This window comes from Micromonospora lutea, from assembly GCF_016863535.1.
Lineage (GTDB): Bacteria > Actinomycetota > Actinomycetes > Mycobacteriales > Micromonosporaceae > Micromonospora > Micromonospora lutea.
This window is the reverse complement of record NZ_BOPB01000029.1, coordinates 1-26477: the sequence shown is the minus strand read 5'-3', so window position 1 is coordinate 26477 and position 26477 is coordinate 1. Positions and strand designations below refer to the sequence as shown.

Genomic DNA, 26477 nt, shown 5'->3' with positions numbered 1-26477 from the left:
CGGAACAGCGGGCCGCGCCACGCTAGCGGAGTTGATCGACGCCCATGAGTGCGTTCCCGCGCACCTGTGATGCTAGGGCAAGCGTTTTCTGCTCACAATCGATCCGTGGTCTTGCTTCGCCGCCGATCTTCTTGATCCACTCGGCGGGTGGCTGCACACATGACGCCCGAGGAGTTCCGCCGGGCCGGACACGCGGTGGTCGACTGGATTGCCGACTACTGGTCGACGCTCCCCCAACGCCCGGTGACCTCCCAGGACCCGCCCGGCACGGTGGCTGCGGGGCTGCCGGCCGGACCACCGGTGACCGGCGAGCCGGTCGAGGCCGTCCTCGCGGACCTGGACAAGCTGGTCGTACCCGGGCTCACCCACTGGCAGCATCCGGGCTTCTTCGGTTTCTTTCCGGCCAACACCTCGGGCCCCAGCGTGCTGGGTGACCTGGTCAGCGCCGGGCTGGGCGTCCAGGGCATGTTGTGGGCCACCGGTCCGGCCTGCACCGAGTTGGAGACGGTGCTGCTCGACTGGTTGGCCGCCCTGCTGGACCTGCCGGCGACGTTCCGCTCCACCGGCAGCGGCGGCGGCGTCATCCAGGACTCGGCCTCCTCGGCGACCCTGGTGGCCACCCTGATCGCGCTGCACCGGGCGGCCGGTGGGCGGTGGCGTCAGACCGGCGTCGACCGCCGCTACCGGGTGTACACCTCGACGGAGGCGCACTCGTCGGTGGAGAAGGCCGCCCGGATCGCCGGGCTCGGCGCCGACGGGGTACGCCTGATCGAGGTGGATTCGGTGAGTCGGGCGATGTCGCCGACGGCGCTGCGCGCCGCGATCGAAGCGGACCGGGCCGCCGGGGTGGTGCCGGCCCTGGTGGTGGCGACCGTCGGCACCACCTCCACCACGGCGGTGGACCCGCTGCCGGAGATCGGCCCGATCTGCGCCGAGCACGCGGTGTTCCTGCACGTCGACGCCGCGTACGCCGGGGCGGCGGCGGTCTGCCCGGAGTTGCGGTTCGGCCACGCGGGTCTGGAGTACGCCGACTCGTACTGCTTCGATCCGCACAAGTGGCTGCTCACCGGCTTCGACTGCGACGCCTTCTGGGTCGCCGACGCCGCCGAGCTGGTCGAGGCGTTGTCCGTGCTACCGGAGTACCTGCGCAACGCGGCGACCGATTCCGGTGCGGTGACCGACTACCGGGACTGGCAGGTGCCGTTGGGCCGACGGTTCCGGGCCTTGAAGCTGTGGTTCGTGCTGCGCTGGTACGGCGTCGAGGGGCTGCGCGAGCACATCCGTCAAGGCGTCGCGCTGGCCGCCGGTTTCGCCGACCGGGTCCGCGCCGACGAACGCTTCGAACTGGTCGCCGACCATCCGTACGCCCTGGTCTGTTTTCGGCTGCGCGGCCCGGACGGGCCGAACGAGCGGCTGCTGGCGGCGGTGAACGCCACCGGTCGGGTCTACCTGACCCACACCCGGGTCGACGGTCGACACACGCTACGGCTGGCCGTCGGCGCCCCGCAGACCACGCAGGCACACGTCGACGAGGCGTGGGAGTTAATCTCGCGTGCGGCAGCCGATCTCCCGCCGTCCTAGGCGTCGACCTTCTCGGTGCTGCGCGGACGGGACGGGACCGCGACCGGCTCGACGAACGCGCGCTGGCGGCGGGTGCGGAGCAGCACGCGGACGGCCAGCGTCAGCGCCGCGATCCAGCCTGCGGCCAGCAGCAGGTAGACGGCCACCGGCAGGGCACCGTCCAGGTCGACGGCGCGCATCAGGACCCGGGCGTTGGTCAGCACGATCACGCCGCCGATGGCCGCGCCGAGCAGTTGGGCCGGCACGATGCGGACCAGCCAGGCCGCGATCGGCGCGGCGATCAGGCCACCGGCGAGCAGGGCGAGCACGATCGGCAACAGGAAGCCCTCGGTGCCCAGGCCGATCAGGAAGCCGAGGCTGGCGGCGGAGGCCACGACGAACTCGGAGGTGTCCACCGAGCCGATCACCTTGCGGGGCTCCATCCGACCGCTGACCAGCAGGGCCGGCGTGGCCACCGGCCCCCACCCGCCGCCACCGGTGGCGTCGACGAAGCCGGCGACGAGGCCGAGCGGGCCGAGGAACCGCCCGCGCAGCCGGCCGGCGGCCGGGTTGCGGCGCAGCGGTCGGGAGAACCGGATGAGCAGGTACGCGCCGAGCGTGAAGAGGATCGCGGCCATCCACGGTGCGGCGGACTCGGTGGAGAGTGCGCTGAGGAAGGTGGCACCGGCGAAGGCGCCGAGCGCGCCGGGCAGCGCGATGCGGCGCACCACGCGCCAGTCGACGTTGCCGAATCGCCAGTGCGCCGTGCCGGCGGCGAGGGTGGTGCCGATCTCAGCCAGGTGCACCGAGGCGGAGGCGGCTGCCGGTGCGACGCCGGCCAGCAGGAGCAGCGTTGAGGAGGTCAGGCCGTAGGCCATGCCGAGCGCCCCGTCGACGAGTTGTGCGGCGAGCCCCACCAGTGCGATGACGAGCAGCTTGCGCACGGACGCCCCCTTCTGCGACAACTCCTACCAACTCAATCGACAATGCGGTACTCGCAGGCCCCGGGTCAAGCCCTGATCAGTCAGTGGAACGACCGGACCGGGGGGTGCCGGCGTGCGCCGACACCCCCGGGTGTCGGCGTTACCGGGTACGCCGGATCGGGAACACGTGCACGCCCGGTTCATCGGTGCTGGTCGAGGTGTTCACGAGGCTTCCCGGCGCTGTGTCGAGGAAGCTGCCCGGTACCCGCGAGCCGGCCAGCTCCCGGACGCTGCCCGCCCCGTTGGTGTAGCCGACCGCGGCGGACGTGCCGCCGAGCCCGCCGGTACCACCGCTGGCGGATCCGGTCTCCCACTGCAGCTTCGTGTAGCGGTAGACGATGTCGAAGGCACCGGCTGCGACATCCGAGCGATCCACCAGATACAGCTGGAACGAGTTGCGCTTGCTGTCGCTGCCGCCGTAGTAGCCGACGTCGCGGGAGTCCACGCAGAAGGCCCGTCGTCCATCGACCTCGCCGAGCCCGTACCGGACCTGGCCGTTGTCGGTGCCGCGGGTGTCCACGTCGGCCCACCACACCGCGGCGATCGGCCGACCGAAGGTCGACAGGTCCTGCGGGGTGTAGGCGCTGAGCGGGCCGTCGAAGGTGACGTTGCCGTTGTTGTTCACCCACAGGGTCGAGAAGGTCCGGCCGTCGAAGTCGAGCGAGAACGGCAGGGAAACCTCCTCGGAGGAGCCGTCGTCGTTCGGGCCGACCTCGTTGGCCTGGCAGGTCAGCCCGAGGCCGGTGCCGCTGACGGTGAACGCGTACGCACCGGTGAAGCCACCCGTGTCCTGCACCCGGAGCTGATAGACACCGGATTCGCGGACGTTCGAGACACCCAGTGATCCGCACTCCGATCCCCGGGTACGGGTGATGACGCGGCCGGTCGGGGAGACCAGGGTGACGCTGAACGTGCCCACGGAGGGACAACTGCCCCCGGACTCCACCCGGATGCCGTCGCCGGCGGTCAGGTTGACGGTGAAGACGTCGACGGCGAAGGGGGTGTCCAGGGAGCCGGTGGCCCGCTGCCCGATCGTCACCGCCGAGGTCGTCTCGACCTGCGGATTCAACGCGGAGGCGTCGACCACGGTGAGCATCCGGGTGGCCAGCTGCGCCGCGAGGTCAGCGAAGGCCGGGTCGCCGGTGATGCCGACGTCGAGGATGCACTGCTCCAGGCCGGCACCGGCCTGCAGGCCCCGGTCCCGGCAGATCCGTTCGGCCTCGGCCCGGGCCTCGGCCGACAGTTCCGAGATGGAGGTGATGCTGCTCGGCAGCACCGGCAGCCCGATCAGGTTGGGCAGCGGCGTGCGGAACAGCGACGCGGTCCCGGTGGCCCGCCAGCTCGCACCGAACCCGTCGTAGAGCTGCGCCCGGTCGCGGACGTCCTGGACGACGGTGCCGTCGCGGGCGGTGAGGTCGTTGCGCGGATCCCGGTCGGCGTTGCCGAGCAGGCCGGCCACCCGTCCGTACCGGGCCGGGGCCACGGTGACGGCGACGGTCGAGTAGGCGGCCCGCGGCCCGACCCGCAGCTCCGTGCCGTCGGGCCAGCGGACCAACCGATCGCTGCCGATCAGACGTACGGTGGCCCCGCCGGGCAGCTCGGTGGGTGCGGTGCCGACGGTGAGCGGTCGGCCGTCCAGCGTCGCGGCCATCTCGGCGCCCGGGGTCGTGCTGGCGTCGTCGCCGAACGCGATGACCGAGTCGCCGACCCGCGCGGCCGCTCCTCGGTTGAAGGAGATGGCCGGCGAGCCGCCGGTCTGCCGGGAGAACCGGTACTGGATCTCGAATCCGTCGACGGGGTCGGTCACGGCCACGTAGTCGCCGGTGGCCTGGAAGTCGTAGGCGAGACTGTCGAAGGTGAGCAGGTGGGGGTCGCCGAAGGAGCTTCCGGCGCCGGGCGGGCGAGGTCCCGGGTCGGGTTCCGGGTCGTCGCTGTCGTCACACGCGTCGCCGACGCCGTCGCCGTCGCTGTCGGCCTGGTCCGGGTTGGCGATCGCCGGGCAGTTGTCCAGCCGATACGTGCCGCCCGTCCAGGGCTGACGGTCGGGGACGCCGTCGCTGTCCTGGTCGTTGCCCGGATAGCGGCGGGTGACGTCGTACGTCTCGGGCTCAAGGTCGGGGTCGGCGATGAAGAGTTGCGGAGTGGCGAAGGTGCCGCCGAGGATCGGGATCGGGGTCACCTCGAGGCGACTCAACGGAATCGTGGCGAACTGCTCGATGCTTGCGCCCACGTCACCGGGGCACAGATCCACGCTGTCCAGCACGGTCAGTTTGAACCCGGCCTTGGCGGACACCCTGGTGAGCACGCCGCGGTCGGTGGCTTCGGGGGTGAACGTGATGGTGCCGTCGATGGCGCGCGAGTCCCGGACGGAGCCGAGCGCGGGCGAAGACACCCCGACGCCGCCGGCGAGGTTGCCGGGCACCGAGTACACCTCGGCATAGTTGATCTGCAAATTCTGCCCGACACCGAAGTCCTTCACCTGCTGCTCGGCGGGTGTGGCCGGCGGTCGTAGCGCCGGCAGGGTGGCGGAGCCCAGCAGCGCCCGCCCGAGGTCCTGGGCGACGCCGGCGCGCGCGTCGACCGTGAAGCGGCTGGTCCTGAACGCGTCCTGACCGAACGACGTGAGCGTGCGCCGCTGCGTCGAGGCGCGCCCCCCGGCCAGGTAGCGGCCCCACAGCAGGCTGGCGTCGAGCCCCATCCTGGCGAGCAGGAACGGCGGCAGCACCCCGCGGTAGAAATCCCGTACCGCCACTGCGGCGATCGGGTTGTACCGGGTGCACGGCGTGCCGAGCGCGGCCGGGTCGAACGGCAGGCGCAGCTCCATCCCGTCCAACGTACGCAAGCTCACCTGCAGCTTGCCGCCGACGATCCGGGAGGCCAGCGGGGTCAGCCGGCCCGTGTCCGGATTGAGTCCCACGACGCCGGCGTCCCGGGCCGCGACGCCGACCACACCGGGGTCCAGTTCGACGGTGATCGGCCGGCGGAACGTGAGGCCACTGGGCGACAGGTCGACCACCGGCAGTCCGTAGTCGTCCTTGGTGCCGCTGAGCACCAGCGCCGTGATCGACAGCGGGGTGGGGCGTGCCACCGCGTCCCGCGGTACGACGATCCGGTAGCCGGCGCCCTGGAAGGTACCGCCCGCCGACGTCAGCGTGACCGGCGCGGCGATCGGCTGGACCAGGATGTCGACGGGTTGGCCACCGGTGGTGTCGACGGTGGACAGACCGCCGAGGTGGCCGGCCTTGGTGGCACGCAACGCGACCAGCCCGGCCGGCAGCCCGGTCAGGCGGTACCTGCCGTCGGCAGCGGAAACCGCCGAACGACCGGCGTACGCGACCTTCGCACCGGCGACACCATGTCCCTCGGGGTCGACGATCCGTCCGCTGACCTGCTGGGTCGCCGTGCCACCACGCTGCCAGACGGTCACCTTCGCGGACAGTTGCTTCGTGCTGCCGGACGCCCGCACCACGGCCTGCAGATCGTTGCGTTTGCCCGGCAGCAGGATCACATCGGCGCGGAACACACCGTCGGCGTCGGCCACCGCCTTGGCCGGCGCGAGTCCGCCGAGCACCACCACGGTGGCGCGCGGCGGCGCGAAGCCGCGCAGCGCGGTCGCCGGAGCGGAGGTGTGCGAGAGTGCGGACACGGTGATCCGGCCCGCACGGGCCTTCCGGCACCGGAAAGCCCGCTCAACCTGATGGCACAGGTCCGGCCTGCCGCCCCCGATGGCCACATCGGAGCCGGCTCCGCCGACGATGAGGTCCTCATCGCCACCGCCGATCAGGACGTCACGTCCGCCGCCGCCGCGCAGCACGTCCTGACCTGGGCCGCCGCAGATCACGTCGGCACCGCCGAGGCCGCTGATGTCGTCGTCGCCGCCGAGGCCGAGAATGACGTCACGGCCGGGCGTACCGGTCAGCGTGTCGGCCTTGTCGGTGCCGACCAGGGTGGCTCTGAACCCCTGGCAGGTGCGGCCAGCCGCCGTTGCCGGCCCGGTGACCACGAGGGACGATCCGACCGCGAGTACGAGGACCATTCCGGTTGCCAATAATCTGACGCGCTTTCGCTTCATCGGGTCTCCCGAATCTCACCTGGTCGCGCATACCGCCGGAATGCGAGCGGGTCGCATCAGAACCGATCAGAAATGCGGCAGTGGCACCGCCGAATGGGTTTCGGTCACCCTACGGCGAGCGAAGGCGGTGGCCTCCATCCACATGGGTCCTGTCGTTCGGATGATCGGCCAGGCATCCTCGCCGAGTCGGCGCTGCCGATCTGAAAGATCCCGGCGTTACCGTTCGGCAATGCGGACGAACAACCGTCAGGAGAGGTGCTGGTGAAACCTGTTCCGGCCGCACAACGATCCGTCGTCGCGATGGTCGTATTTCTGACATCCGCCTGCGCATCGACACCGGGGCCGCAGCCGTCTCCGACGCTGTCGGCGGACTGCCGAACCGAGTCGCTTCAGACGATTACCCCGGGCCGAATCACCTGGGCTGCCCGTGATCCAGGCCATGCGCCCTGGACGATCGACGATCCCGCCGATGGTCGCGGCTACGAGGCCGCGGTGGCCGCCGCCGTAAGCCGCCACCTCGGCTTTCCCAGGGATCGGACGCAGTGGGTCCAGGCGACGAAAAACACCCTGCTGCAACCGGGCCCGAAAGACTTCGACCTCGGCTTCGACCAGGTGCCGGTAACTCCTCAGCGCGAACCGAACGCGCAATTCTCGTCGCCCTACTACGACGTACGGCAGGCGGTCATTGCGCGAGACGACAACCTCGACGTCCGGTCGGTGACCACTGCGGCCGATCTCGCCTCGGTACGGCTCGGGGCCCCCGCCGGCTCCGCCGCGCTGGCATCGATCGCCGAGTCGATCCGGCCCGCCGCTCCCCCGACCATCTTCCACAGCAGCGACGACGCGAAGAACGCGCTGCTCGCCGGTTCGATCGAGGCCCTGGTGGTCGACCTGCCGACCGCGTTCTACCTGACGACCGTGGAACTGACCGGCACTCGCGTGGTCGGCGCGCTGCCACAGACGACGCCGGACCCCGAACGGTTCGGCTTCGTCCTGCCCGCGGACAGTCCGCTCGGTCCGTGCGTCGCCACGGCGATATCGGACCTGCGGCGCGACGGCACGCTGCGGCAGTTGGAGGAGACCTGGCTGGGCAGATCGCTGTGACAGACCGGTGGGTCAGGTCCAGGCGCTGGGGTCGGCGACCAGCTTGGTGACCGGTTCGGGCAGCGTGCCCCGGGCCACGTCGGCGATGGTGACCAGTTCGAGGATCTGCCGCTCGCTGGCGCGCAGGGCGATCCAGACCTCCTGCAACGCTCGAGCCGCGCCCTGGTATCCGAGATGCTCCGGCCGTTGGCCCCGGATGTGGGCCAGCGGCCCGTCGATCACCCGGATCACCTCGGCGAGGGAGATCTCCTCAGCCGGCCGGGCCAGCCAGTAGCCGCCCTCGGGCCCGCGCTGGGCCTGCACGACGCCACCGCGGCGCAGTTGCAGCAGGATGCTTTCCAGGAACTTCGGCGGGATCTGCTGGGCCCGCGCGATCTGGTCGGCGGTGACCGGGCGACCGCGTCCAGCCCCGGTCACCGAGGCCAGTTCGGCGACCGCTCGAAGGGCGTAGTCCACCCGGGCTGAGAGACGCATGCCGGACAGGTTAACCGCCCCTGACCGACGGCCCGTCACCGGCCGTTAGAGCGACCGGCAGTAGGGCGGTGGAGGGCGAGGCGGGTCCTGGCCGAGGGTGGCAAGGCGGAGGAGGAGGCCATGCCGGTGTCGCATGGCCGACGACGACAACGCCGCCAGCCGAAGCGCCAGGGCGTGCCGCAGCCCCACCCGCCCTCTTGCCGGTCGCTCTTAGGCGCCGACCCGGCGCAGCAGCCCCTCCTGCACCACGCTGGCGATGTACCTGCCGTCGACGGTGAACATGCGGCCGGTGGCCAGCCCACGCGCACCGGAGGCCGACGGGCTCCAGCAGTCGTAGAGGAACCACTCGTCGGCCCGGAACGGCCGGTGGAACCACAGGGCGTGGTCCAGGCTCGCGCCCACCACCCCGCCCGGCCCCCACACCTCGCCGTGCACCGAAAGCACCGAGTCGAGCAGGGTCAGGTCGGAGGCGTACGCCAGGGCGCAGGCGTGCAGCAGCGGGTCGTCGGGCAGCTTGCCGTCGATGCGCATCCACACCCGCTGGTGCGGGTCTGCCGGCCGGTCACCCGGGCGTACCCACCCGGGCTCGCCGACGTAACGGACGTCGATCGGTCGGGGAATCTGCCCCCAGATGCCCAGCCGCTCCGGGTACCGGGAGAGCCGGTCGGCCATGGTCGGGACCGCCTGCGGCTCCGGCACGTCCGGCGGGAGGGGGGCGTGGTGGTCCAGTCCCTCCTCCTGTCGCTGGAACGAGGCGGACATGAAAAAGATGGTCTTGCCGTGCTGGAGGGCCACCGAGCGGCGCACCGAGAACGAGCGGCCGTCGCGGATGTTCTCCACCTCGTATTCGATCGGCTCACTCGGGTCGCCGGCGCGCACGAAGTAGCCGTGCAGGGAGTGGACCACCCGCTCCGGGTCGACGGTGCGGCCGGCGGCGACCAGTGCCTGGCCGGCGACCTGGCCGCCGTAGACCCGTTGCGGACCGACCGGCGGGCTCATCCCCCGGAACGACATGCTGCCGGTCGGCGCGAGGTCCAGCACCTCCAGCAACTGGTCGACGGCGGCCTGACCGACGAGTGAGCCGTCGGTCACTGCAACGCCCTCGCCGACGCGGCGTCGACAAGCGATCCGAGCTGGTGAACCCGCAGGGTGTTGGTGGAGCCGGGGGTGCCGGGCGGGCTGCCCGCCACGATCACCACGTAGTCGCCGGGGTTGCCCCGGTTCAGTCCGAGCAGCGCCTGGTCGACCTGGCGGAACATGTCGTCGGTGTGCTGCACGAACGGCATCAGGAAGGTTTCCACCCCCCAGGAGAGGGCGAGCTGCGCGCGCACCTCGGGCACCGGGGTGAAGGCCAGCAGCGGCAGGTCGCAGTGCAGCCGGCTGAGCCGCCGCACGGTGTCACCGGTCTGTGAGAACGCGACCAGCGCCTTGGCGCCGATGGCCCGGGCGATCGAGGAGGCGGCCACGGTGAGCGCACCGCCGTGCGTACGCGGGTCGTGCTGGAGGCGGGGCACCCGGATCGATCCGGCCTCGGTGGTGGTGACGATCTTGGACATGGTGCTGACGGTGAGCACCGGATACTTGCCGACGCTGGTCTCACCGGAGAGCATCACGGCGTCGGCACCGTCGAGCACCGCGTTGGCGACGTCGGAGGCCTCGGCACGGGTCGGCCGCGAATTCTCGATCATCGAGTCGAGCATCTGGGTGGCCACGATGACCGGCTTGGCGTTCTCCCGGCACAGCTGCACCGCGCGCTTCTGCACCAGCGGCACCTCGTCGAGCGGCAGTTCCACGCCGAGGTCGCCGCGGGCCACCATCACGCCGTCGAAGGCCAGCACGATCGCTTCGAGATGGTCGACCGCCTCCGGCTTCTCGACCTTGGCCAGCACCGGACGGTGCACGCCGACCTCGCTCATGATCGCGTGGCAGAGTTTGATGTCGTCGGCGGAGCGGACGAACGACAGCGCCACCAGGTCGACACCGAGGCCGAGCGCGAAGCGCAGGTCGGCGGCGTCCTTCTCGGACAGGGCGGGCACACTGACCGCCACGTTGGGCAGCGAGACACCCTTGTTGTTGCTGACCGGCCCACCCTCGGTGACCAGCACCCGGATGTCGTTGCCGGTCACGTCGGTGACCTCCACGGCGACCCGGCCGTCGTCGATCAGCAGCCGGTCACCGGGCTTGACCTCCTGGGGAAGCTTCCGGTACGTGCAGGACACCCGGTCCTTGGTGCCCATCACCTCGTCGCCGGTGATCACCACGGAGTCGCCGGTACGCCACTCGTGTGGCCCGTCAGCGAACCGACCCAACCGGATCTTGGGCCCCTGGAGGTCGGCCAGGATCGCCACCGGCTTGCCCGCCGCCTCGGCCGCCTCCCGGACGAGCCGGTAGACCGTCTCGTGGTCGGCGTGGCTGCCGTGGCTGAAGTTGAGTCTCGCCACGTTCATGCCGGCTTCGACGAGCCCGCGAATGCGCTCGGGCGACGAGGTGGCGGGACCAAGAGTACAGACGATCTTCGCGCGGCGTGTCACGCCCATCAGGCTAGTCTCTCCTCCGGGTCGGACCACCGGCCGACCCCTTGCGCAATGTGGAACAGCTGTCCAACGGCGCGCGGCTCACACGCGCAGCCGGCGAGCATGAGCCGCTCCGGACGTCGATGGCGGGCAACGGCGACCGCGAGCCGGAATGGTACGCCCCTGACGCCAGCGCTCATTGGGGCGCTCCGGGTGCACAACTGTCGGTAAGCATCCGATGACATGGCGCGAGTGCGTCAGATTCGCTCAACTGTCCGTCTTCACCAGCGGAAACTCAAGCGAGCCGGCCGGGCAGAGGAAGGTCATCACGTCCACCCGGTAGAGGCCCGCCTGCACCGCCGGATCGGCTTCCATCACGCTGCGGACATCGTCGACCGACCCGGTGCGGGCCAGACCGAACCCGAGCGGTGGGTCCGGTTGTCGAGCCTTGCCGTCCACCGCGCCGGCCACCAGGATGATCCCCCGGCGCTGCATCGCCTGCATGTGTGCGGCGTGCTCGGCCTGCAACCGCTGGACGGTCTCGGCTGGCAGCGCCCGCCCGGCGGCCCCCGGGTACAGCACGATGCACTCGTAGGTGTCGAGCGCGAAGTCGACCTGCGGCTCTTTCGACATGACCACCCTTCCGCCGCCCGCCGACGCCACGGCGATGCACGCGACGGTACGTCCAGCCTTCCACGGACGGTTCGGTCGCACGGGCGCTCCGCCGATCCCGTCGCCGGGTGCTGTCCGCGCGCCGGATGACCGATGGGCGGACGGCCGCTACCGTGTGGTCGATGCGTACGGCCGACGGCGGGGGTGCACCGGTGCAGGGTGGTGAGCCGGCAGCGGAGCCGCTGCCGTACGCCGAGGTCACCGACGAGGGGTACGCCACCGAGGTCGCCGAGACGTTCTCGGTGCGCCAGTTCGGTCCGGCGGTGCTGCTCAGCGGCGACTGCCCACGCTGCCGGCATCCGATCACCTGCCCGATCGTCGGCGAGGTGTATCGGCGGGAGGCGCCGGCGCCGTCGATCGACCCCGGCTACCGGACTCTCCTGTGCGGTTGCGCCGGTGACCACCCGTCCCGCCCGGACGGGCTGACCGGCTGCGGCGCGTACTGGACGGTGACGCTGGAGGTCGAGTCGTGATCCGGCTGCGGCCCGGCCCTCCGGCCACCCTCACCGACCTGCGCCGGGCGCAGGAGCTGGCCACGTTGCTGCGCGGCGAACTGGTCCGGGTGCGGACGGCCGCGCTGGCCTGGCGCAACGGTCTGGGCGGCCTGCTGGTGGCGTTGGTCGGCTTCAGCCTGATCCGGGGTCGCTCCGATGTCAGCACCCTCGCCCCGGGCTGGGGCGCGTTGGTCGGTGTGCTGCTGCTGGCCGCGATCGTGACCGGGGTGGCCGGGGCCCTGGCGTTGCTGCGCGCCGCGCACGGACCGCTGTCGGTGACGCCGGTCGCCGCGCTGCCGCCCGCCCCGCTCGGTGAGCATCGGGAGGCGATCGCCGCGGCACGGGCCCTGCGTCTGGGGGTGCTGCTGGTGCTGCTCTGCACCGCCCTGCTGGTCGCCGCCGTGGGCCTCACCTGGTACGCGCCCGGCCAGCCCTGATCCGCCGTCGTCGGCTGGCTGCTCAGGGCGGTCACGGCCCGAGGTGGGCGTAGCCGGCCCAGAGTTCCGGCAGGTCCGGCAGGGCGGCGCGCAGCTGCCGGACGGCATGGTGCAGGGCGTACGCGGCCCCCTGCGGGTCGAGGCCACCGGGCACCGCCAGCCGGGCGTAGAACTCCTCGCACAGCTGCGCGGTCAGCGCGTCGGAGATGGCCCAGAGCGCGCCGACGACGTGCCGGAACCCGGCGAGCTGGAACGCGGTGCCCAGGGTCAGCGCCTCGTCCGGCAGGGCGGCGCCGCCGCGTACCGTGTCGCAGGCGGACAGCACCGCGAGCGCGGCCGTGGTATCGGCCGGACGCCACATGTCCCGCACCCGCAGTGGGCCACCCGCCAGCGCGAGCCGACCCCGGGCCGGTGCGGCGAGATCCTGGGTGCCGTGACAGCACAGGTGGGCCAGCGCCGCCCCGGGTAGCGCGCCGAGCACCGCCGCCGGGGTGGCCGCCGGCCCGGTCAGCGAGGTCACCTCGGTCACGTACCGCCGCACGATCGCCTCCTCCCGGGCGGCACCGGGCAAATCGGTCAGGCCCGGCGTCTGCGGCATCCCGACGACCAGGGCCGAGGTCACCGGCGTCGGGGGCTCCGGTACCGCGTGCCGGGCCCGCCGCAGCGCCCGCAGCGACGCCGTGTACGACGACACCACCCGGTCGAGCGTGGCGTCACCACCGCCGGACGCGGCGGCGGCGTGCAGCGGCAGCAGGGCGAGCAGCCCGGTCGGGCACCACCACAGCCGGGGCGGATCCGCCCCGGGGTCCGGTGGCGCGGCGGCCAGGCCGAGCGTGTCCAGCACCGGGGCGGCCACCACCCGCCACAGCCAGTCCAGCGTCTCTGGGATCCGCCGCCGGAAGGCCTCCCGGCGGCGTTGCGCCTCGGGACCGGGTGCGACGGCCGGCGCGGTGACCTCGGCGAGCCCGACCAGGAAGGACAGGACCCGCGGTGTCAGTTCGGCGAGGGTCAGTCCGGGCAGCGGCACCACCCGTACCCGTCCCTCGGTGACCACCAGGGCGTCGCAGCGCCGGGCGGCGACGTTGACCAGCACGACCGGACCGTCGGCGGCAGCGTCGGCCAGGTCGGCGAAGGACGGCGGGCGCAGGAAATCACCGAAGTCGGGTAGTCGCCGGATCTTCGCCAGCACCTTGCGCCGTTGGAGCGCCAGTTCGTGCCGGCGCTCCGGCCCTTCGACCGGCGTCGGGAGCAGCGGGGCTGCCGCCCCGGCCGTCCCGGACGCCGGACCGATGCGGTCGAGGGCGTTCTGGAGGGTGGCCAGCCGCTCGGCCAGCCGGGGTGCCTGGGCACGCAACGCCGCCAGGTCGGCCCCGGCGTCGTGGGCGCGGGTCAGCAGCACTCCTCGGCCGTACTCCAGCAGCTCCACCGCGTGGTCCGGACGGTCGAGCGCGATCGCCACCGCCGCCGCGTCTCCGGCCAGGCCGGGAAACTGTCCGAGCAGGCGTACCTGGTCGTCGGGGTCCATGCCGTGCCAGGCGACCAGGTCGATCAGCTCGATCGCGGTGGTGTAGCCCGACAGGGCCGTCGCCAGGTCGCCGGACTCGGCGGCGAGGGCGGCGTGCCGTCGGGCGGCGCTGGCCCGCAGCAGCGACGGGGCGGCCTCGATCGCGGCGGCCTCGCGTAGCGCGGCGATCGCCTCGGCCAGGTCGACGCCGGGCAGCGCCGCGTCCTCGGCGGCGGCGTGCGCGATCTCCTCGACGGCGGTGGCCAGGTTGCTCAGGCACATCGTCCGCTCCGCGTGCCCGGCGGGCAACGCCGTGACCGCCGAGCGGTACGCCGCCAGCATCTCCTCGGCGTCCCGGCGGTGACGGGTGGCTCGGAACCGCAGCAGCAAGGCGTTGCCGAGGTTGGTCAGCAGCCGGTGCCGGTCCGAGGGGACGGCGATCGGCGCCTGCGTGACCTCCCGTAGCAGGGTGACCGCCTCGTCCAGCGCGGCGGTGTCCTCGGAGAGCCGGTACCGGAGCAGGTGGCTGAGGACGAGGGTGCCGACGACCCGCGCCCGCTCGCCCGGCTCGGACTCCCCCCGGGTCAGCTCCGCCGCCTCCCGCAGCAGCGTGATCGCCTCTTCGACGTCCGACAGCGCGGCGGCGCGGGGCACCTCCGGCGCGTCCCCGGTGGCCGGCAGCGCGTCGTTGGCCGCCAGCTCGGTCCGCCGGTTCAGCGCCGATCCCAGGTTGGTCAGTACGGGCAGGCGGTCCAGGTGCCCGGGTGGGGCCGCGTCCATCGCCTGACGCAGCACGGTGATCGCCTCGGTGAGGGTGGCCAGGTCCTGGGTGTGACCGAAGAGCGCCTGCAGCGCCAATCCCAGGTTGGACAGGTTGCGGGGCAGCTCCGCCGGATCCTGCGTGGCGGCGACCGCAGCGCGGCACATCGCCACGGCCGGCTCCAGCAGTTCGGGTTCGCCCGCTGTGTCGGCCAGCTCGCGCAGCACGTTGCCCAGGTTGTTCAGCAGGTCGGCCCGGCCCGGCTCCCCCGCCGGCAGCAGCCGTTCCGCCTCGGCCAGCACGTCCCGGGCCTCGCGCAGGCTCGGCAGCCCGGCCAGGTCGGCGTACCAGCGGCCGAGCAGATAACCGAGGTCGCCGAGGCACTCGGCGCGGTCGGTCGGGTCGGTTGCCTCGGCCGCCGCCGCCCGCAGCAGCCGCACCGCCTCGTCGAGGTCCTCGCCCCGTCGGTGCAGGGCGTAGCGGGACTCCAGCAGTTTGCCGGTGGCCTGCTCCAGTCCGGCCGGTTCGGAACCGCCACCCCGGTGTCCGGCGGCTGCCGCCCGGTACGCCTCGATCGCCGCGTCCAGGTCGGCCGGCTCGCCGTGCCGGTCGTAGCGCGTCCCGATCAGTCCCGCCAGGGTGACCCGGGTCAGGCCGGCCAGGTCTCCGCCGAGCCCGGCTGCCAGCGCGGCTCGGTTGGCGTCGATCGCCGTGTCCAGGTCTGCGTCGGCACCGTCGACCAGGAACCGCTCACCGGCCAGCGACGCGTACACGCTGATCGCCTCCGGGGGCGCACCGGCGGAGACCGCCGTCGCCACCGCGTCGACGGCCCGGTCGAGGTCGGCCCGGTCACTACGCCGCTGCCAGCGGTCCCGCAGCCGCTGGCCCAGGTTGAGGTGAGCCATCATCCGTACCGGTGACTCGGCGGGCGCGGTGCGGGCCGCGACGCCGAGCAGGTGGATCGACTCGTCCAGCGCCGCCGCGTCGTCGGTCTCGGCGAACCGGTCGCCGAGCACGTTGCCGAGGTTGAACAGCCGGGTCGGCAGCTCCGGGTCGCCGGCCGGGGTCGAATCCAGGCTCTCCCGGTGCGCGTCGATCGCCGCCGACAGCGACCGCTTGCGGCCCAGGTGCAGGTACTGCTCCCGGTACACCCGGCCGAGCGCGGAGAGGAAGTGCAGATGTTCCCGGGTGCCGGTCGGGGTGCCGGCCAACGCCCGCTCCAGCAATGCCTGGGCCTGGTCGGCGACCCGGTAGTCGCCGGAGCGTTCGGCACCCCCCATCAGGGTGGCCGCCTGGAGAAAGAGCGTGGTCGGGGCGTCCCCACCGGAGCCGACCGGCCCGGCGGCACCAGCCGCCGAACGCGCGGCGGGAATCCGTCCCGCGCCGGGCGTCGTGGCGCCGGCCGGGCAAGACGGCGCGCCCCGGGCCGGGCCGCCGGGCGTCGTGGCGCGGGTCGCGCCGGGCGTCGTGGCGCGGGTCGCGCCGGGCGTCGTGGCGCGGGTCGCGCCGGGAGCGTGTGCGTGGAGCATGGCCAGCAGCGACGGCGGCACCAGCTCCGGCGCCAGGTGCAGCATCAGCTCGGTCAGCCCGACGGCCTGGACCAGGTCGTTCTGCTTCTCGCCCACGGGCAGTACCTGGTACCGGTACCAGTGCAGGCAGGCCAGCAGGAAGATGCGCTCGGCCTCGTGTTCGGCGAGCGGCCGCCCCCGCCCGGTCCCGTCGATCAGAGTGAGGACCGCCTTGGCGTCCTGGAGCGCGTCGGGTTCCAGCACCCATCGCGGATTCATCGTGTTGCCGAAGCGGTCCAGCCGTTCGCGCAACCGCCGCACCGGATCGGACCTGAACCGTTGCCCCACGCCGGCCACCCCCGCCCCCGCATCGATTCCGATGATTATTGACGTCCTTCCCTCCCTGAAGGAAGGGGATTCCGGTCTGCTACACCCCCGTGGGGGCTAGCTCCCGGTGGGTTACCGCTTCGCTGCGCGGTGCCGGCATGGATGCTGGTCTTACCTGCGCTCCACGGTCGTTGAGGTCCGCCCGTCCGGCGGCCCTGATGTTGCGGGCGGCGTTGATGTCCCGGTCGTGAGTCGACCCGCACGGGCAGGTCCACGACCGAACATTCAGCGGCATCGTGTCGCCGATCACGCCACAGTCGGAGCACATGCGGGTCGACGGAAACCAGCGGTCGACCTTCCCGAAGGTCCGCCCGTACCGGGCAGCCTTGTACTCCAACATGGTCACGAACTGCGACCAGCCGGCATCGTGCACCGACTTGGCCAGCCGCGTCCGGCCGAGCCCGGTCACGCACAGATCCTCGACGTACACCGCTTGGCTGTCGCGGATGATTGCCGTGGATAGCTTGTGCTGCCAGTCCCGCCGGGTGTCGGCCACCCTCGCGTGAGCGCGGGCGACCTTCACGACAGCCTTCTTGCGGTTGGCCGAGCCTTTCTGTTTGCGGGAGAGATCCTGCTGCAACCGGCGCAGCTTCCGGGCCGCCCGGCGTAGGAACTTCGGCGCGGCAACCTTCGTGCCATCGGACAGGACCGCGAAGTGCGACAGCCCCAGGTCGATACCCACCTCGGCGTCCGTCTCCGGCAGCGGCTCGTCGGTGGTCTGCACCACGAACGACGCGAAGTACCGGCCCGCCGCGTCCCGGATCACCGTGACCGAGGTGGGTGCTGATGGCAGGGCGCGTGACCAGCGCACCTCCACGTCCCCGACCTTCGGCAGCCGCAGCCGTCCGTTGTCGAGCACCTTGAACCGGGCGTTGGCCGTGAACCGGATCGCCTGCCGGTTGTCCTTGCGGGACCGGAACCGAGGCAGAGCCAGCTTGCGGCCCTTCCGTCTGCCGGTGACCGAGTGGAAGAAGTTCCGGTAGGCGGTGTTCAGATCCGCGAGGGCCTGTTGCAGCACCACCGCCGACACCTCGCCCAGCCATGCCCGTTCGGGTGTGCGCTTCGCGTCGGTGATCAGCGTGCGGGACAGTTCCCCGTCCGTGATGTACGGGCGTCCCTGCTGGTGGGCTTCCTGGCGTGCGCGCAGCCCGTCGTTGAACACCACCCGCGCGCACCCGAACGCCCGAGCCAGCGCTTGCTGCTGACCCGGCGTCGGGTACAGGCGGTAGTTGTAACGAAGCTGCACGTACCCAGTCTAGCATTGGCCTATGGTAGATAATCGAGACGTTCGCACTGGTAGGCACTGCGTTTTCGCCCTGCACGCCCATTTGGTCTTCGTGACGAAGTACCGACACGGCGTGTTCACCGACGGGCACCTCACCCGCATGGAACAGATCATGCGAGCCGTATGCGCCGACTTCGACACCGAACTGGTCGAGTTCAACGGCGAAACCGACCACGTCCACCTGCTCGTCAACCACCCACCCAAAGTCGCCGTGGCCAAGCTGGTCAACAGCCTCAAAGGCGTCTCGTCCCGACGGCTGCGTCAGGAGTTCCCCGACCTGCGGCGGCACTACTGGCGAGCCAACCGGCTGTGGTCCGCGTCGTACTTCGCCGGCTCCGTCGGCGGCGCACCACTGTCCATGGTGCGCCAGTACATCGAAAGTCAACAGCGGCCCGCCTGACGGCGGGATCAGGAACACGACTTCACCTCCGCCGTGAACGACGGAGCACTGCCGTGTATTCGGTAGCAGGGGCAGCGCGGAGGCGCTGCCACAAACCCGACCATCGGTACGCACCGGCCGCTCCGCCGACCCCGACCCCGACCTCGATTCCGACCTCGACTCCGACCTCGACTCCGGCGCCGACCTCGACCCGGCGCCGTCGGACAGGCCAGCAGACAGCCGGGTCGCAGCAGCAGGCAGCAGGCAGCAGGCAGCAGGCAGCAGGCAGCAGGCAGCAACAACGGGGAAGTTGCTGCCTGCGACCCGACCGGACCCCACAACATCAGGGAAACTGCTGCCTGCAACCCGACCGGACCCCACAACATCAGGGAAACTGCTGCCTTCGGGCCCGGCGGCCGGCGGGCCCAACGGACGGCGGGCGGCGGGCGGCGGGCGGCGGGCGGCGGGCGTGGGGTGTTACAGGGCGAGGCAGTTGGGGCGGATCGTGGCGTCGCGCAATGCCTGTCGGACGACGGTGTAGGTGGTGCCGTCGAGGACCAGTCCGAGGTGGCCGACCACGCGCAGCGGGCACCCGGACTGGATCAGGACGTTGGTCGCCCCGTCGGCGAGCATCGCATTGTCAACCGGTCGGACCAGTTCGTCCTGCCAGGTACGCACGGTGGTCCAGCGCACCGCGCCGGGGGTGTCGTCGCCCTCGTTGAGGGCGGTGAGGAACGACGATCCGATGCTCATCTGCTGGCAGGCAACCACACCGGCGCAGCTTCCCAGACCGAGGAACTTCACGATGTTCGCCACGTACGTGCCGTACTGCGGGGTGCCCAGGCTGACGTAGCGACCGACCGAGTCGCCGCCACCGAGGTTCTTGATGTAGTAGCGGCTGACCAGGCCACCTTCGGAGTGTGCGACCAGGTCGACCTTGGCGGCCCCGGCGGCGGAGCGTACCTGCCCGACGTATGTACGTAGCCCGGCGGCGGAGGCGGTGATGTCGCCGAGCCCGAGGTTGGGCAGTTGGTAGACCCAGACCCGGTAGCCGTCGGCGCGCAGTCGGGCGGCGAGCGGCGCGTAGACGGCGGCGGGGGCGCTGAGCCCACCGACCACGATGACCGGATTGGCACTGGCCAGCGCTCGCAGGTCGTCGTCTGCCGCCGCACCGGTGGTGGCGGTGTCGACGGGCGCGGTGACGGAGGTGGACGCTGCCGCATCGGAGCGGGCCACGGAAGCGGAGGGAACGGCGGAATCCGCAGGAGCCACGAGGGCAACAGAGTCCGCGAGGGCAGCGGAGTCCGCGAGGGCAGCGGGCGCCGCAGGGGCAGCGGAGTCGGCGGTGGCCGCGAGGACAGCGGGCGCCGCAGGGGCAGCGGGCGCCGCAGGGGCAGCGGGCGCCGCAGGGGCGGGGGTGGCGGTGAGGACGGTGGCGAGGGTGAGTGCCAGGACGGGGACAGCCTTTCGGAGCAGCATCGCTGCACCTCCCAAGGGGGATTCCGGGGTTGCCGGGTGGAGGCGGTGGGGTGTCCGATCGACCGTGCATTGATGATGCGGGTCACGATCCAGAAACGTCAATGAAAAGTTACGCGCGGGTAGCAGGCGTTCCGACGCGTACCCAGGCCGCACGATGCTCCACAAACGACGGACGCCGCACGCACCGGGCGGTGCGTGCGGCGTCGGGGGCCTGGGTGGTTCAGCCGGCCGGCGTCACCTCCGGCTCCGACTGCGGGTCGGGGCGGGGGGATGCGTCCTTGACGTACGTCGGGCGCAACTGCACCGGCAGCGGCTCCTGCTCCCGCTTTTGCTGCTGGCGCGCCCGGACCCGCAGGTTGAGGAACTCCACGAAGATGGAGAAGGCGATCGGGCCGTAGACGTAGCCCTTCGGAATGTGCTGGTCGAAGCTCTCCGCGATCAGGCTCGCACCGATGAGCAGCAGGAACGACAGGGCCAGCATCTTGACCGTCGGGTGCTGGTTGACGAACCTGCTCACCGCACCGGCCGAGACCAGCATGATGATCATCGCGATGACCACGGCGGCGATCATGATGGCGAGTTCGTCCACCATGCCGACCGCGGTGATCACCGAGTCGAGTGAGAAGACCACGTCCAGCACCAGGATCTGCGCGATGACCGCGCCGAACGAGACCGTCTTGGCGCTCTTGCGGGAGTGGTCGGGGCCTTCCAGATGCTCGTCGATCTCGTAGGTGGCCTTGGCCACCAGGAATATCCCGCCGAGCAACAGAATCAGATCGCGCCCGGAAATCTCCTGCCCGAACATCGTGAACAGCGGCGCGGTCAGACCGATGATCCAGGACAGCGACGCCAGCAGCAGCAGACGGGTGATCAGGGCGAGTGAGATGCCGATCGTCCGCGCCCGGGCCTGCTGATGCTCGGGCAGCCGACCGGACAGGATCGAGATGAACACGACGTTGTCGATGCCCAGCACGATCTCCAGCAGGAGCAGGGTCGCGAACGCGATCCACACCTCGGGACTGGTCAAGAGCTCCATTTCATCCTCGACTTTCACGGCCAGCCGCCGGGTCGGTGCCCGGACCGTCGAGAATCGTCGCACGGGCGCGCACGTCCCGCCGCTCAGCACGGGCGCAGCGCCGGCCGCATAGGATGCGGCTCTCGACGCACCCCTGGAGGACCCCATGTCCACGGCCAAGCAAGAGTCGAAGCTCTCCGTGTTCGCGGTCGACGTTGGCATGCTCGTGGCGACGCTGATCGCTCTCGTCGGGTACCTGATGCCCTGGTTCCGGCCGAGGAGGTCCGCCCTGTGGTCCTTCTCCGGCTGGGAGTACGCGTCGATGAGCAACGGGGGCGGCTGGACCTTGATCACCTTCGCGTGGCTGGCGCTGGCCGCCGGGGCCGCGCTGTGGGCACGGACCGTCCTGGCGGCGGCGATGACCGGTGTGGTCGCCGCCATCGGCACCCTGGTCAACGCGATGGCGGTGGTGGCGGCCAGCTTCGGCACGCTCGGCGAAAGGAGCGCCCTGGACTACGTGACCGAGCTGCCGTTCGAAGCCGGAATCCCGATCATGGCCGCCGGTATCGGGTTGCTCCTGGCCACCTCCTGTCGGGCGATCGTGCGGTGCCACCTGCTGGACGCCGCCCACGAGGGACAGCGCGAACCGCAGCCGCCGTCGACGGAGTAGAACGGCCCGCTTCGGCGGGCCTCAGGCCGGCGGCAGCAACGTCTGGGCCGGTTTCGGCTGCTCGATCGGGCGGCCGGCTGCCCGCCGGGTGTCGGCGTACGCGATCACGGCCAGGATGCCGGCGGCGGTGATCCCGGCGACCACCGGCGGTGCGGCCAACAGGGGCACGCCGCTGGCGAGCAGGGCGGCGATCCCGATCGAACGGCGGACCGAGAACCGGGAGAAGACCGCCCACTCCAGCGCCGCCCGACCGACCAGGTAGCAGGCCGGTCCTCCGAGGATCATGGCCAGCCACCCCGGGAGGACCCGCCCGACCGGGTGGCCCTGGATGATCTCGTGCCCGATCGCCGTCATCAGGATTCCGAAGATCATCAACGCGTGGGCGGTCGCTGTGAACCGTCCCAGCGCCGCCGGGTCCCGGGCCCCGGCGACCGCCTCACCGAACACCTGACCCGCGCGCTGGAAGTAGATGCGCCACATCAGCACGGCGGTCACGAACGCCACGACCAGCCCGAGGCTCGCGTACCCGTTGGTGCGGCCCGGACCGCTGGCGTAGGTGATGCCGACCGCGAGGATCGTCTCGCCGAGAGCGATCAGCACCAGTTGCGTGTACCGGTCAGCGAGATGATGCGGGGAGACCGCCCACGCCGATATCCGTTGCCGGCCCAGGCGCGGCAGCGGCCAGCCCAACCTCGCCGAGCCGAGCGAGACGGTCGCCGCCAAGATCCAGAACAGCACCTGCGTCCGGCCCGGGTGGAACGCACCGATGACCCAGAGCAGTCCGCCGGCGGCGAACCACACCGTGACGCGGAGGTACGCCCGGGCCAGTGGGTGACTACCGAGCGCGTAGGTGAGGAACGACGCTCGACCGACCTGACTGAGCGCGTACGCCAGGGCGAACGGCAGCGCGCCTCCGCCGTCGAACGCGTGCGGCACGCTCGTGCCCATCACCAGCACGGCGAACGCGGTGACCAGGATCGCCCACTGGGCACCGGAGCTACGTGGGTCGAAGCGGGCGGTCATGTACGCGGTCGTCGTCCACGACCAGAGCAGCGGCGTGAACAGCAGCAGTGTCTGGCCGAACACGGCCCACCGTTCAGCCGCCGTGTCGGCCCCGGGCCCCGCCAGACCCAGCGCTGCGGTGGCCACCAGCCGGTTGATGGCGAACACCATCACCAGATCGAAGAACAGCTCCACGTACGTGGACTGCTGGCCGCTCGTCGGACTGCGAAGGAACCGGACCGCGTGTCCCCGGCCCCAGCGCCCCGATGATCTCGTCACCCCACCATCGCAGCCCATCCCCGGCCACCTCGGCGGCAACATCGCCAAGATGCCCCGCGCTCCCGCTCCCGCCGACCCCCGCTCCCGCCGATCATGCAGTTGTGGCACCTGAAATGTGAGGTATGCACCGTTTTGTCAACGACCACAACTGCATGATCGGCGCAGGGGTGGGGCGGGAGGCAGGGGCGGGGCGGTGGTTAGGAGGGGGTGGGGCGGGAGGCAGGGGCGGGGCGGTGGTTAGGAGGGGGTGGGGAGGTGGGTGAGGAAGGTTCGCCAGGCGGTGGGGGTGAAGGTCAGCGCCGGGCCGGTCGGGTTCTTCGAATCGCGTACGCCGACGACGCCGGGCAGTTTGTCGGCAACCTCGACACAGTTGCCGCCGTTGGAGCTGCTGCGAGTGCTCTTGCGCCAGTGGGCGCCGGTCAGCTCAGCCATGCTCGCGCTCTCAGGAAGTCGATGGACTGGTCACGCGGAAGCGCCACCGATCTCACGGTATCCCACACCGCCCAGAGTGGAGCAACCTCGTTCGTGACCCTGCCCTGCGCCTGGTCATCGAGGTAGCCGACGTCCTCGCCATCGCCGGTCGTGGCGATCACGAAGGGCCCGGCCTGACCCGGGTGCAGCCCGGCGGCCAGCGGCAGCACGTGCACCATGAGATTCGGTCGCCGCGCCATCGCGATCAGGTGGTCGAGCTGCGGTCCCATGATCTCCGGTGCGCCTCGACGCAGCGCCGCCTCGTCGATCACGAAGACCGCCAGTGGCGGCCGGGCTCGCTCGAAGACCGCCACCTGCCGTTCCAGCCGGATGGCGACGTGGCTCTCCGCGTCGGCGACCAACGGGCCACAGGTCAGGACGGCACGCGCGTACGCCTCGGTCTGGAGCAGTCCCGGGATCACAACGGACTCGTAGCACCGCAGTCCGGCAGCCTCCCGCTCAAGCTGGGTCCAGGGCAGGAACCAGGCGGGTTCGCGCCGGCGATGCGCGTCCGGCCAGAGATCTTCCATCTCTCTGCCCAGCAGTTCCGCCACCAGAGCACGATGCCGGGTCTGCGGCACCCGATCCTGGCTCACCCACCGCGCGACGGTCTTCGGATCCACCCCCACCCGCGCCGCCAGAGTGTCGGCCGTCTGGCCCGCCTCCGCCATCGCGATCTGAACAGCCCGGTTCATCCCTCTCCCAACGACGTTCGTCCAGAATGTCTGACCACCAAACTCCTACGCGGTGTTACTGGTTCGCAACCCTCGGCAAGCTATTTATCGGCCGGCAGGCCCGAGTAGCGGTCCCCCTGCACTCGCTTGGCGTGCCGGCGGGCCGCCCTGGCGGGCGAGCACTCACAGGGCGGCCCACCCACATGCCCCATACACGAAGGGATGCCCGGTGCCCGTACCAAAGCCAGCGAATGCCGTCCCGGCGTCGCGTTGGCGCGGTCGTCCCGACGCCGCGACGCACAGCACTCGCGAGGACGGCACGCCCCGGGTCACCCCCGGGGTGTATGTGCTGACCCGCGAGGCGTCGCCGCAGTTCGGCAAGCCGATCACGGTACGGGTGATCCGGGAACGCAGCGACCTGCTCACCTACGACGGCTGGGCCTGGATCGAGGTCTACCAACTCGACGCCCGAGGCGACGCCATCGACCGCCGCGAACTCTACGTACGCCCCACCGAAATGCGCCCCACCGAAATGCGCCCCGCCGGAATGCGCTCCGCCCAACCACCGCAGACCGCACACCCCAAGCCGACGACGAACCCGCAGCGCAACCCGGTGCCCCACAATGCGAAGCGGGCCGACCGGTGAGCACACCCGCCCGCGAGCACGTACCGTCCCGCCCGACGTGGCGCTGCCGGGCCTGCGGCATCGCCTGGCCCTGTTCCCCGGCGAAACTGCGCCTGCTCGCCGAGTACCGGGACAACATCCCGGGACTCATGGTCTACCTGGTGACCCTGCGCGAGGAGGCGATCGAACAGCTCGCCCGCCTGCACCCCGGCACCCACCTGCCGGACCTGCACCGGCGCTTCACCGACTGTGTCCCCGTCCGCTCCCGCTGAGAGCCACCCGCCCCGGGTCGCGGTAATCCCCCCCACCCGCGCCCGGGGCGGTCCTGCGGACGCTCAGTCAGTTCCGGCGCGGGTAACACAGCTCGCGCGGTGGAGGGCTTGACCGCGTTTCTCGTGATTTACTCGCAGGGATGGGCTTGTAAACGCCTACTGTGTAGGGGCACACCGCCGATGCTGCTGAGTTTCCGCTTCGCCAACCATCGTTCGTTTTGCGACGAGCATCAGCTCAATCTCATGCCCGTCTACGGCGACGGCGCCGAGGCGGACGAGCCGACTCCGCAGGCGGTCCAGGTCATCGGCATCTTTGGGGCCAACGCGTCCGGCAAGTCCAACTGTCTGGGTGCCCTGGGGTTCATGCGGCAGATGGTCGTGGAGTCAGACCGGGCGGTCGAGCCCGGCGTAGGGCTGTCCCGGGAGCCCTTCCGGCTGGATCCCGACATCGCCGTGCAGCCCTCGCGCTACGTCGTGGACCTCATGCTCGGGGGCGTACGGCACACCTACGGGTTCACGATCGATGACGATCGGGTGCTCGACGAATGGCTCTACCACTACCCGCTGGGACGTAGGCGGCGCATCTTCGAACGGGACGGAAGCGAGTTCGCCTGGGGCGAGGAGTCGGGCCGGCGTCCCTTGGAACAGATCGCCGAGATCACCGCCCCGACCGCGCTCTTCCTCAGCACCGTCGCCCGCTTCGGCCACAGCCGCCCGGAGCCGGATCCCGCGAACCCACAGCCGCTGCACGACACGTACCGATGGTTCTACCTGATGAGCCAGCGTACCGATCCTGCCTCCGGGTTGTCCGCCCTGATGCGTGCCGGCAGTTCGGACGCCGAGCAGGTACGCCAACTCGTCGTCGACCTCTTGCGAGCCGCTGACGTGGGCATCGTCGACATCGTGGTTCGATCAGACGCAGACCCTGAGGAGGAACCTGCGTCGACTGCGCTCAGGAAATGGCTGAAGGCAGCGGTTGCCGCGATGCGCCTCCCCCGGATCCAGTTCGCGCACCAAGGCCCCAACGGCACCGCGCTCCTCGATCTTCACGACCAGTCCAGTGGTACCCGACAGTTGCTCACCCTGGGGCTGCACGCCGCCGCAATGCTCCGCAGCGGCGCCACCATGTTGATCGACGAGATCGACGCCAGCCTGCATCCGATCCTGACCGCCAAACTCATGAGCCTCTTCCGCAGCCCGAAAGCCAACCCGCTCGGCAGCCAGCTCATCTTCACCAGCCACGACGCCGCGCTGCTCGGCACCATCGACACCGAGGAGATCTTGCGCCGCGACGAGATCTGGTTCGTGGAAAAGGATGACCAGGGCGCCTCCTCGCTCTACCCGCTGACCGATTTCAAACCCCGCAAGGAGGGTGAGAACCGCCAGCGCCGCTACCTCAACGGCAACTACGGCGCGGTGCCCGACCTGTCCAGCCACCTGTTCGAGCAGGCACTCGCCACCCGTGGAGACGCGGATGACACCCCGGCACGCTGAACACCGGAAAGGCCGTACGGTCGGCACCGGCCGGCGGGAGACCGACCTGCGCAGGCGGCCGGCCACCCGGGAACAACGGCGGACCGTGCTGATCACCACGAACGGTGAGTCGACCGAGCGGACCTACTTCGACGCGCTGAAGCGGGAGCCGTGGATCAGCGCCAAAGTGGCGGTCGCCGTCGAGCGCGGCTCCCCCGTCGATCTGGTACGCGACGCGTACCGCCGGCAGCGGGACAACGACTACGACGAGGCATGGGCCGTGTGCGACGTCGACCACTACCCGCCCGGGGAAGCCTCGGCTGAGGCGCAGCGGTCGGGGGTACGGCTGGCCTGGTCCAACCCTTGCTTCGAGGTCTGGCTGCTG

23 protein-coding genes are annotated in these 26477 nt (G+C 71.1%); 10 read left to right on the top strand and 13 right to left on the bottom strand.

Going from position 1 to position 26477, the window contains the following annotated elements:
• Positions 1-147 precede the first annotated feature (147 nt).
• The gene (locus tag Vlu01_RS22820) at positions 148-1581 is read left to right on the top strand and encodes a pyridoxal-dependent decarboxylase (protein WP_239096066.1); all 1434 of its coding nucleotides are present in this window, start codon (positions 148-150) and stop codon (positions 1579-1581) included.
• On the opposite strand, the gene Vlu01_RS22815 is transcribed toward Vlu01_RS22820, so the two are convergent.
• Both Vlu01_RS22815 and Vlu01_RS22810 read right to left on the bottom strand, forming a co-directional pair.
• Positions 1578-2504, bottom strand: a complete 927-nt coding sequence (locus Vlu01_RS22815; RefSeq protein ID WP_204003040.1) for a sulfite exporter TauE/SafE family protein — start codon at positions 2502-2504, stop codon at positions 1578-1580. The two genes, Vlu01_RS22820 and Vlu01_RS22815, sit on opposite strands and share 4 nt — an antisense overlap.
• A gap of 139 nt (positions 2505-2643) precedes the next feature.
• Positions 2644-6615 carry a nidogen-like domain-containing protein gene (locus Vlu01_RS22810; protein ID WP_204003038.1) on the bottom strand — a complete coding sequence of 1324 codons (3972 nt, stop codon included), beginning with the start codon at positions 6613-6615 and terminating at the stop codon, positions 2644-2646.
• A 255-nt stretch (positions 6616-6870) separates the two neighbouring features.
• Here Vlu01_RS22810 and Vlu01_RS22805 point away from each other — a divergent pair, with 255 nt between their 5' ends.
• Positions 6871-7719 carry an ABC transporter substrate-binding protein gene (locus Vlu01_RS22805; RefSeq protein WP_204003035.1) on the top strand — a complete coding sequence of 283 codons (849 nt, stop codon included), beginning with the start codon at positions 6871-6873 and terminating at the stop codon, positions 7717-7719.
• Between the two features lie 12 nt (positions 7720-7731).
• Here Vlu01_RS22805 and Vlu01_RS22800 read toward each other — a convergent pair whose 3' ends face one another.
• From Vlu01_RS22800 to Vlu01_RS22785, 4 genes are all read right to left on the bottom strand, one after another.
• Entirely contained in the window at positions 7732-8193 is a 462-nt protein-coding gene (locus Vlu01_RS22800) for an RrF2 family transcriptional regulator (RefSeq protein ID WP_204003032.1), read from the bottom strand.
• Positions 8194-8403: 210 nt separating this feature from the next.
• Positions 8404-9285, bottom strand: coding sequence for an acyl-CoA thioesterase (locus Vlu01_RS22795; protein ID WP_204003029.1), 882 nt, complete (start codon positions 9283-9285; stop codon positions 8404-8406).
• Complete coding sequence (gene pyk / locus Vlu01_RS22790) at positions 9282-10730, bottom strand: pyruvate kinase (protein WP_204003026.1); 1449 nt, start codon at positions 10728-10730, stop codon at positions 9282-9284. Before pyk ends, Vlu01_RS22795 begins: the two co-directional genes overlap by 4 nt.
• Before the next feature lie 243 nt (positions 10731-10973).
• Positions 10974-11339, bottom strand: coding sequence for a YciI family protein (locus Vlu01_RS22785; protein WP_204003024.1), 366 nt, complete (start codon positions 11337-11339; stop codon positions 10974-10976).
• Positions 11340-11500: 161 nt separating this feature from the next.
• Here Vlu01_RS22785 and Vlu01_RS22780 point away from each other — a divergent pair, with 161 nt between their 5' ends.
• Positions 11501-11851 carry a hypothetical protein gene (locus tag Vlu01_RS22780; protein WP_204003022.1) on the top strand — a complete coding sequence of 117 codons (351 nt, stop codon included), beginning with the start codon at positions 11501-11503 and terminating at the stop codon, positions 11849-11851.
• Positions 11848-12309, top strand: coding sequence for a hypothetical protein (locus tag Vlu01_RS22775; protein WP_204003020.1), 462 nt, complete (start codon positions 11848-11850; stop codon positions 12307-12309). Before Vlu01_RS22780 ends, Vlu01_RS22775 begins: the two co-directional genes overlap by 4 nt.
• 31 nt (positions 12310-12340) lie before the next feature.
• Here the strand turns inward: Vlu01_RS22775 and Vlu01_RS22770 are convergent, their stop codons facing one another.
• The gene (locus tag Vlu01_RS22770; RefSeq protein WP_204003018.1) at positions 12341-16429 is read right to left on the bottom strand and encodes a CHAT domain-containing protein; all 4089 of its coding nucleotides are present in this window, start codon (positions 16427-16429) and stop codon (positions 12341-12343) included.
• Between the two features lie 79 nt (positions 16430-16508).
• Positions 16509-17714, bottom strand: coding sequence for an RNA-guided endonuclease InsQ/TnpB family protein (locus tag Vlu01_RS22765; RefSeq protein ID WP_204003017.1), 1206 nt, complete (start codon positions 17712-17714; stop codon positions 16509-16511).
• Positions 17715-17736: 22 nt separating this feature from the next.
• On the opposite strand from Vlu01_RS22765, the gene tnpA reads away from it, so the two are divergent.
• The gene (gene tnpA / locus Vlu01_RS22760) at positions 17737-18153 is read left to right on the top strand and encodes an IS200/IS605 family transposase (protein ID WP_204003015.1); all 417 of its coding nucleotides are present in this window, start codon (positions 17737-17739) and stop codon (positions 18151-18153) included.
• A gap of 456 nt (positions 18154-18609) precedes the next feature.
• Here the strand turns inward: tnpA and Vlu01_RS22755 are convergent, their stop codons facing one another.
• Together Vlu01_RS22755 and Vlu01_RS22750 are read right to left on the bottom strand one after the other, a co-directional pair.
• Positions 18610-19611 carry a lipase family alpha/beta hydrolase gene (locus Vlu01_RS22755; protein ID WP_204003013.1) on the bottom strand — a complete coding sequence of 334 codons (1002 nt, stop codon included), beginning with the start codon at positions 19609-19611 and terminating at the stop codon, positions 18610-18612.
• A gap of 220 nt (positions 19612-19831) precedes the next feature.
• Entirely contained in the window at positions 19832-20647 is an 816-nt protein-coding gene (locus Vlu01_RS22750; RefSeq protein WP_204003010.1) for a TerC family protein, read from the bottom strand.
• Positions 20648-20792: 145 nt separating this feature from the next.
• On the opposite strand from Vlu01_RS22750, the gene Vlu01_RS22745 reads away from it, so the two are divergent.
• On the top strand, positions 20793-21296 hold the full coding sequence (locus Vlu01_RS22745; protein ID WP_204003008.1) for a hypothetical protein: 504 nt from the start codon (positions 20793-20795) through the stop codon (positions 21294-21296).
• A gap of 21 nt (positions 21297-21317) precedes the next feature.
• Here Vlu01_RS22745 and Vlu01_RS22740 read toward each other — a convergent pair whose 3' ends face one another.
• The 3 genes from Vlu01_RS22740 to Vlu01_RS22730 form a co-directional block, all read right to left on the bottom strand.
• Entirely contained in the window at positions 21318-22577 is a 1260-nt protein-coding gene (locus Vlu01_RS22740) for a low temperature requirement protein A (RefSeq protein WP_204003006.1), read from the bottom strand.
• A gap of 237 nt (positions 22578-22814) precedes the next feature.
• Positions 22815-23009: a DUF397 domain-containing protein gene (locus tag Vlu01_RS22735; RefSeq protein ID WP_204003004.1), complete on the bottom strand. Its 195-nt coding sequence runs from the start codon at positions 23007-23009 to the stop codon at positions 22815-22817.
• Positions 22997-23743 carry a helix-turn-helix domain-containing protein gene (locus Vlu01_RS22730; protein WP_204003002.1) on the bottom strand — a complete coding sequence of 249 codons (747 nt, stop codon included), beginning with the start codon at positions 23741-23743 and terminating at the stop codon, positions 22997-22999. Before Vlu01_RS22730 ends, Vlu01_RS22735 begins: the two co-directional genes overlap by 13 nt.
• 208 nt (positions 23744-23951) lie before the next feature.
• Here Vlu01_RS22730 and Vlu01_RS22725 point away from each other — a divergent pair, with 208 nt between their 5' ends.
• The 4 genes from Vlu01_RS22725 to Vlu01_RS22710 form a co-directional block, all read left to right on the top strand.
• The gene (locus Vlu01_RS22725; protein ID WP_204003000.1) at positions 23952-24368 is read left to right on the top strand and encodes a hypothetical protein; all 417 of its coding nucleotides are present in this window, start codon (positions 23952-23954) and stop codon (positions 24366-24368) included.
• Positions 24365-24619, top strand: coding sequence for a flavin reductase (locus Vlu01_RS22720; RefSeq protein ID WP_204002997.1), 255 nt, complete (start codon positions 24365-24367; stop codon positions 24617-24619). Before Vlu01_RS22725 ends, Vlu01_RS22720 begins: the two co-directional genes overlap by 4 nt.
• 180 nt (positions 24620-24799) lie before the next feature.
• Positions 24800-26113, top strand: a complete 1314-nt coding sequence (locus tag Vlu01_RS22715; protein WP_204002994.1) for an AAA family ATPase — start codon at positions 24800-24802, stop codon at positions 26111-26113.
• On the top strand, positions 26094-26477 hold a 384-nt coding region (locus Vlu01_RS22710), incomplete at its 3' end, for an RloB family protein (RefSeq protein ID WP_204002990.1). The genes Vlu01_RS22715 and Vlu01_RS22710, both read left to right, overlap by 20 nt.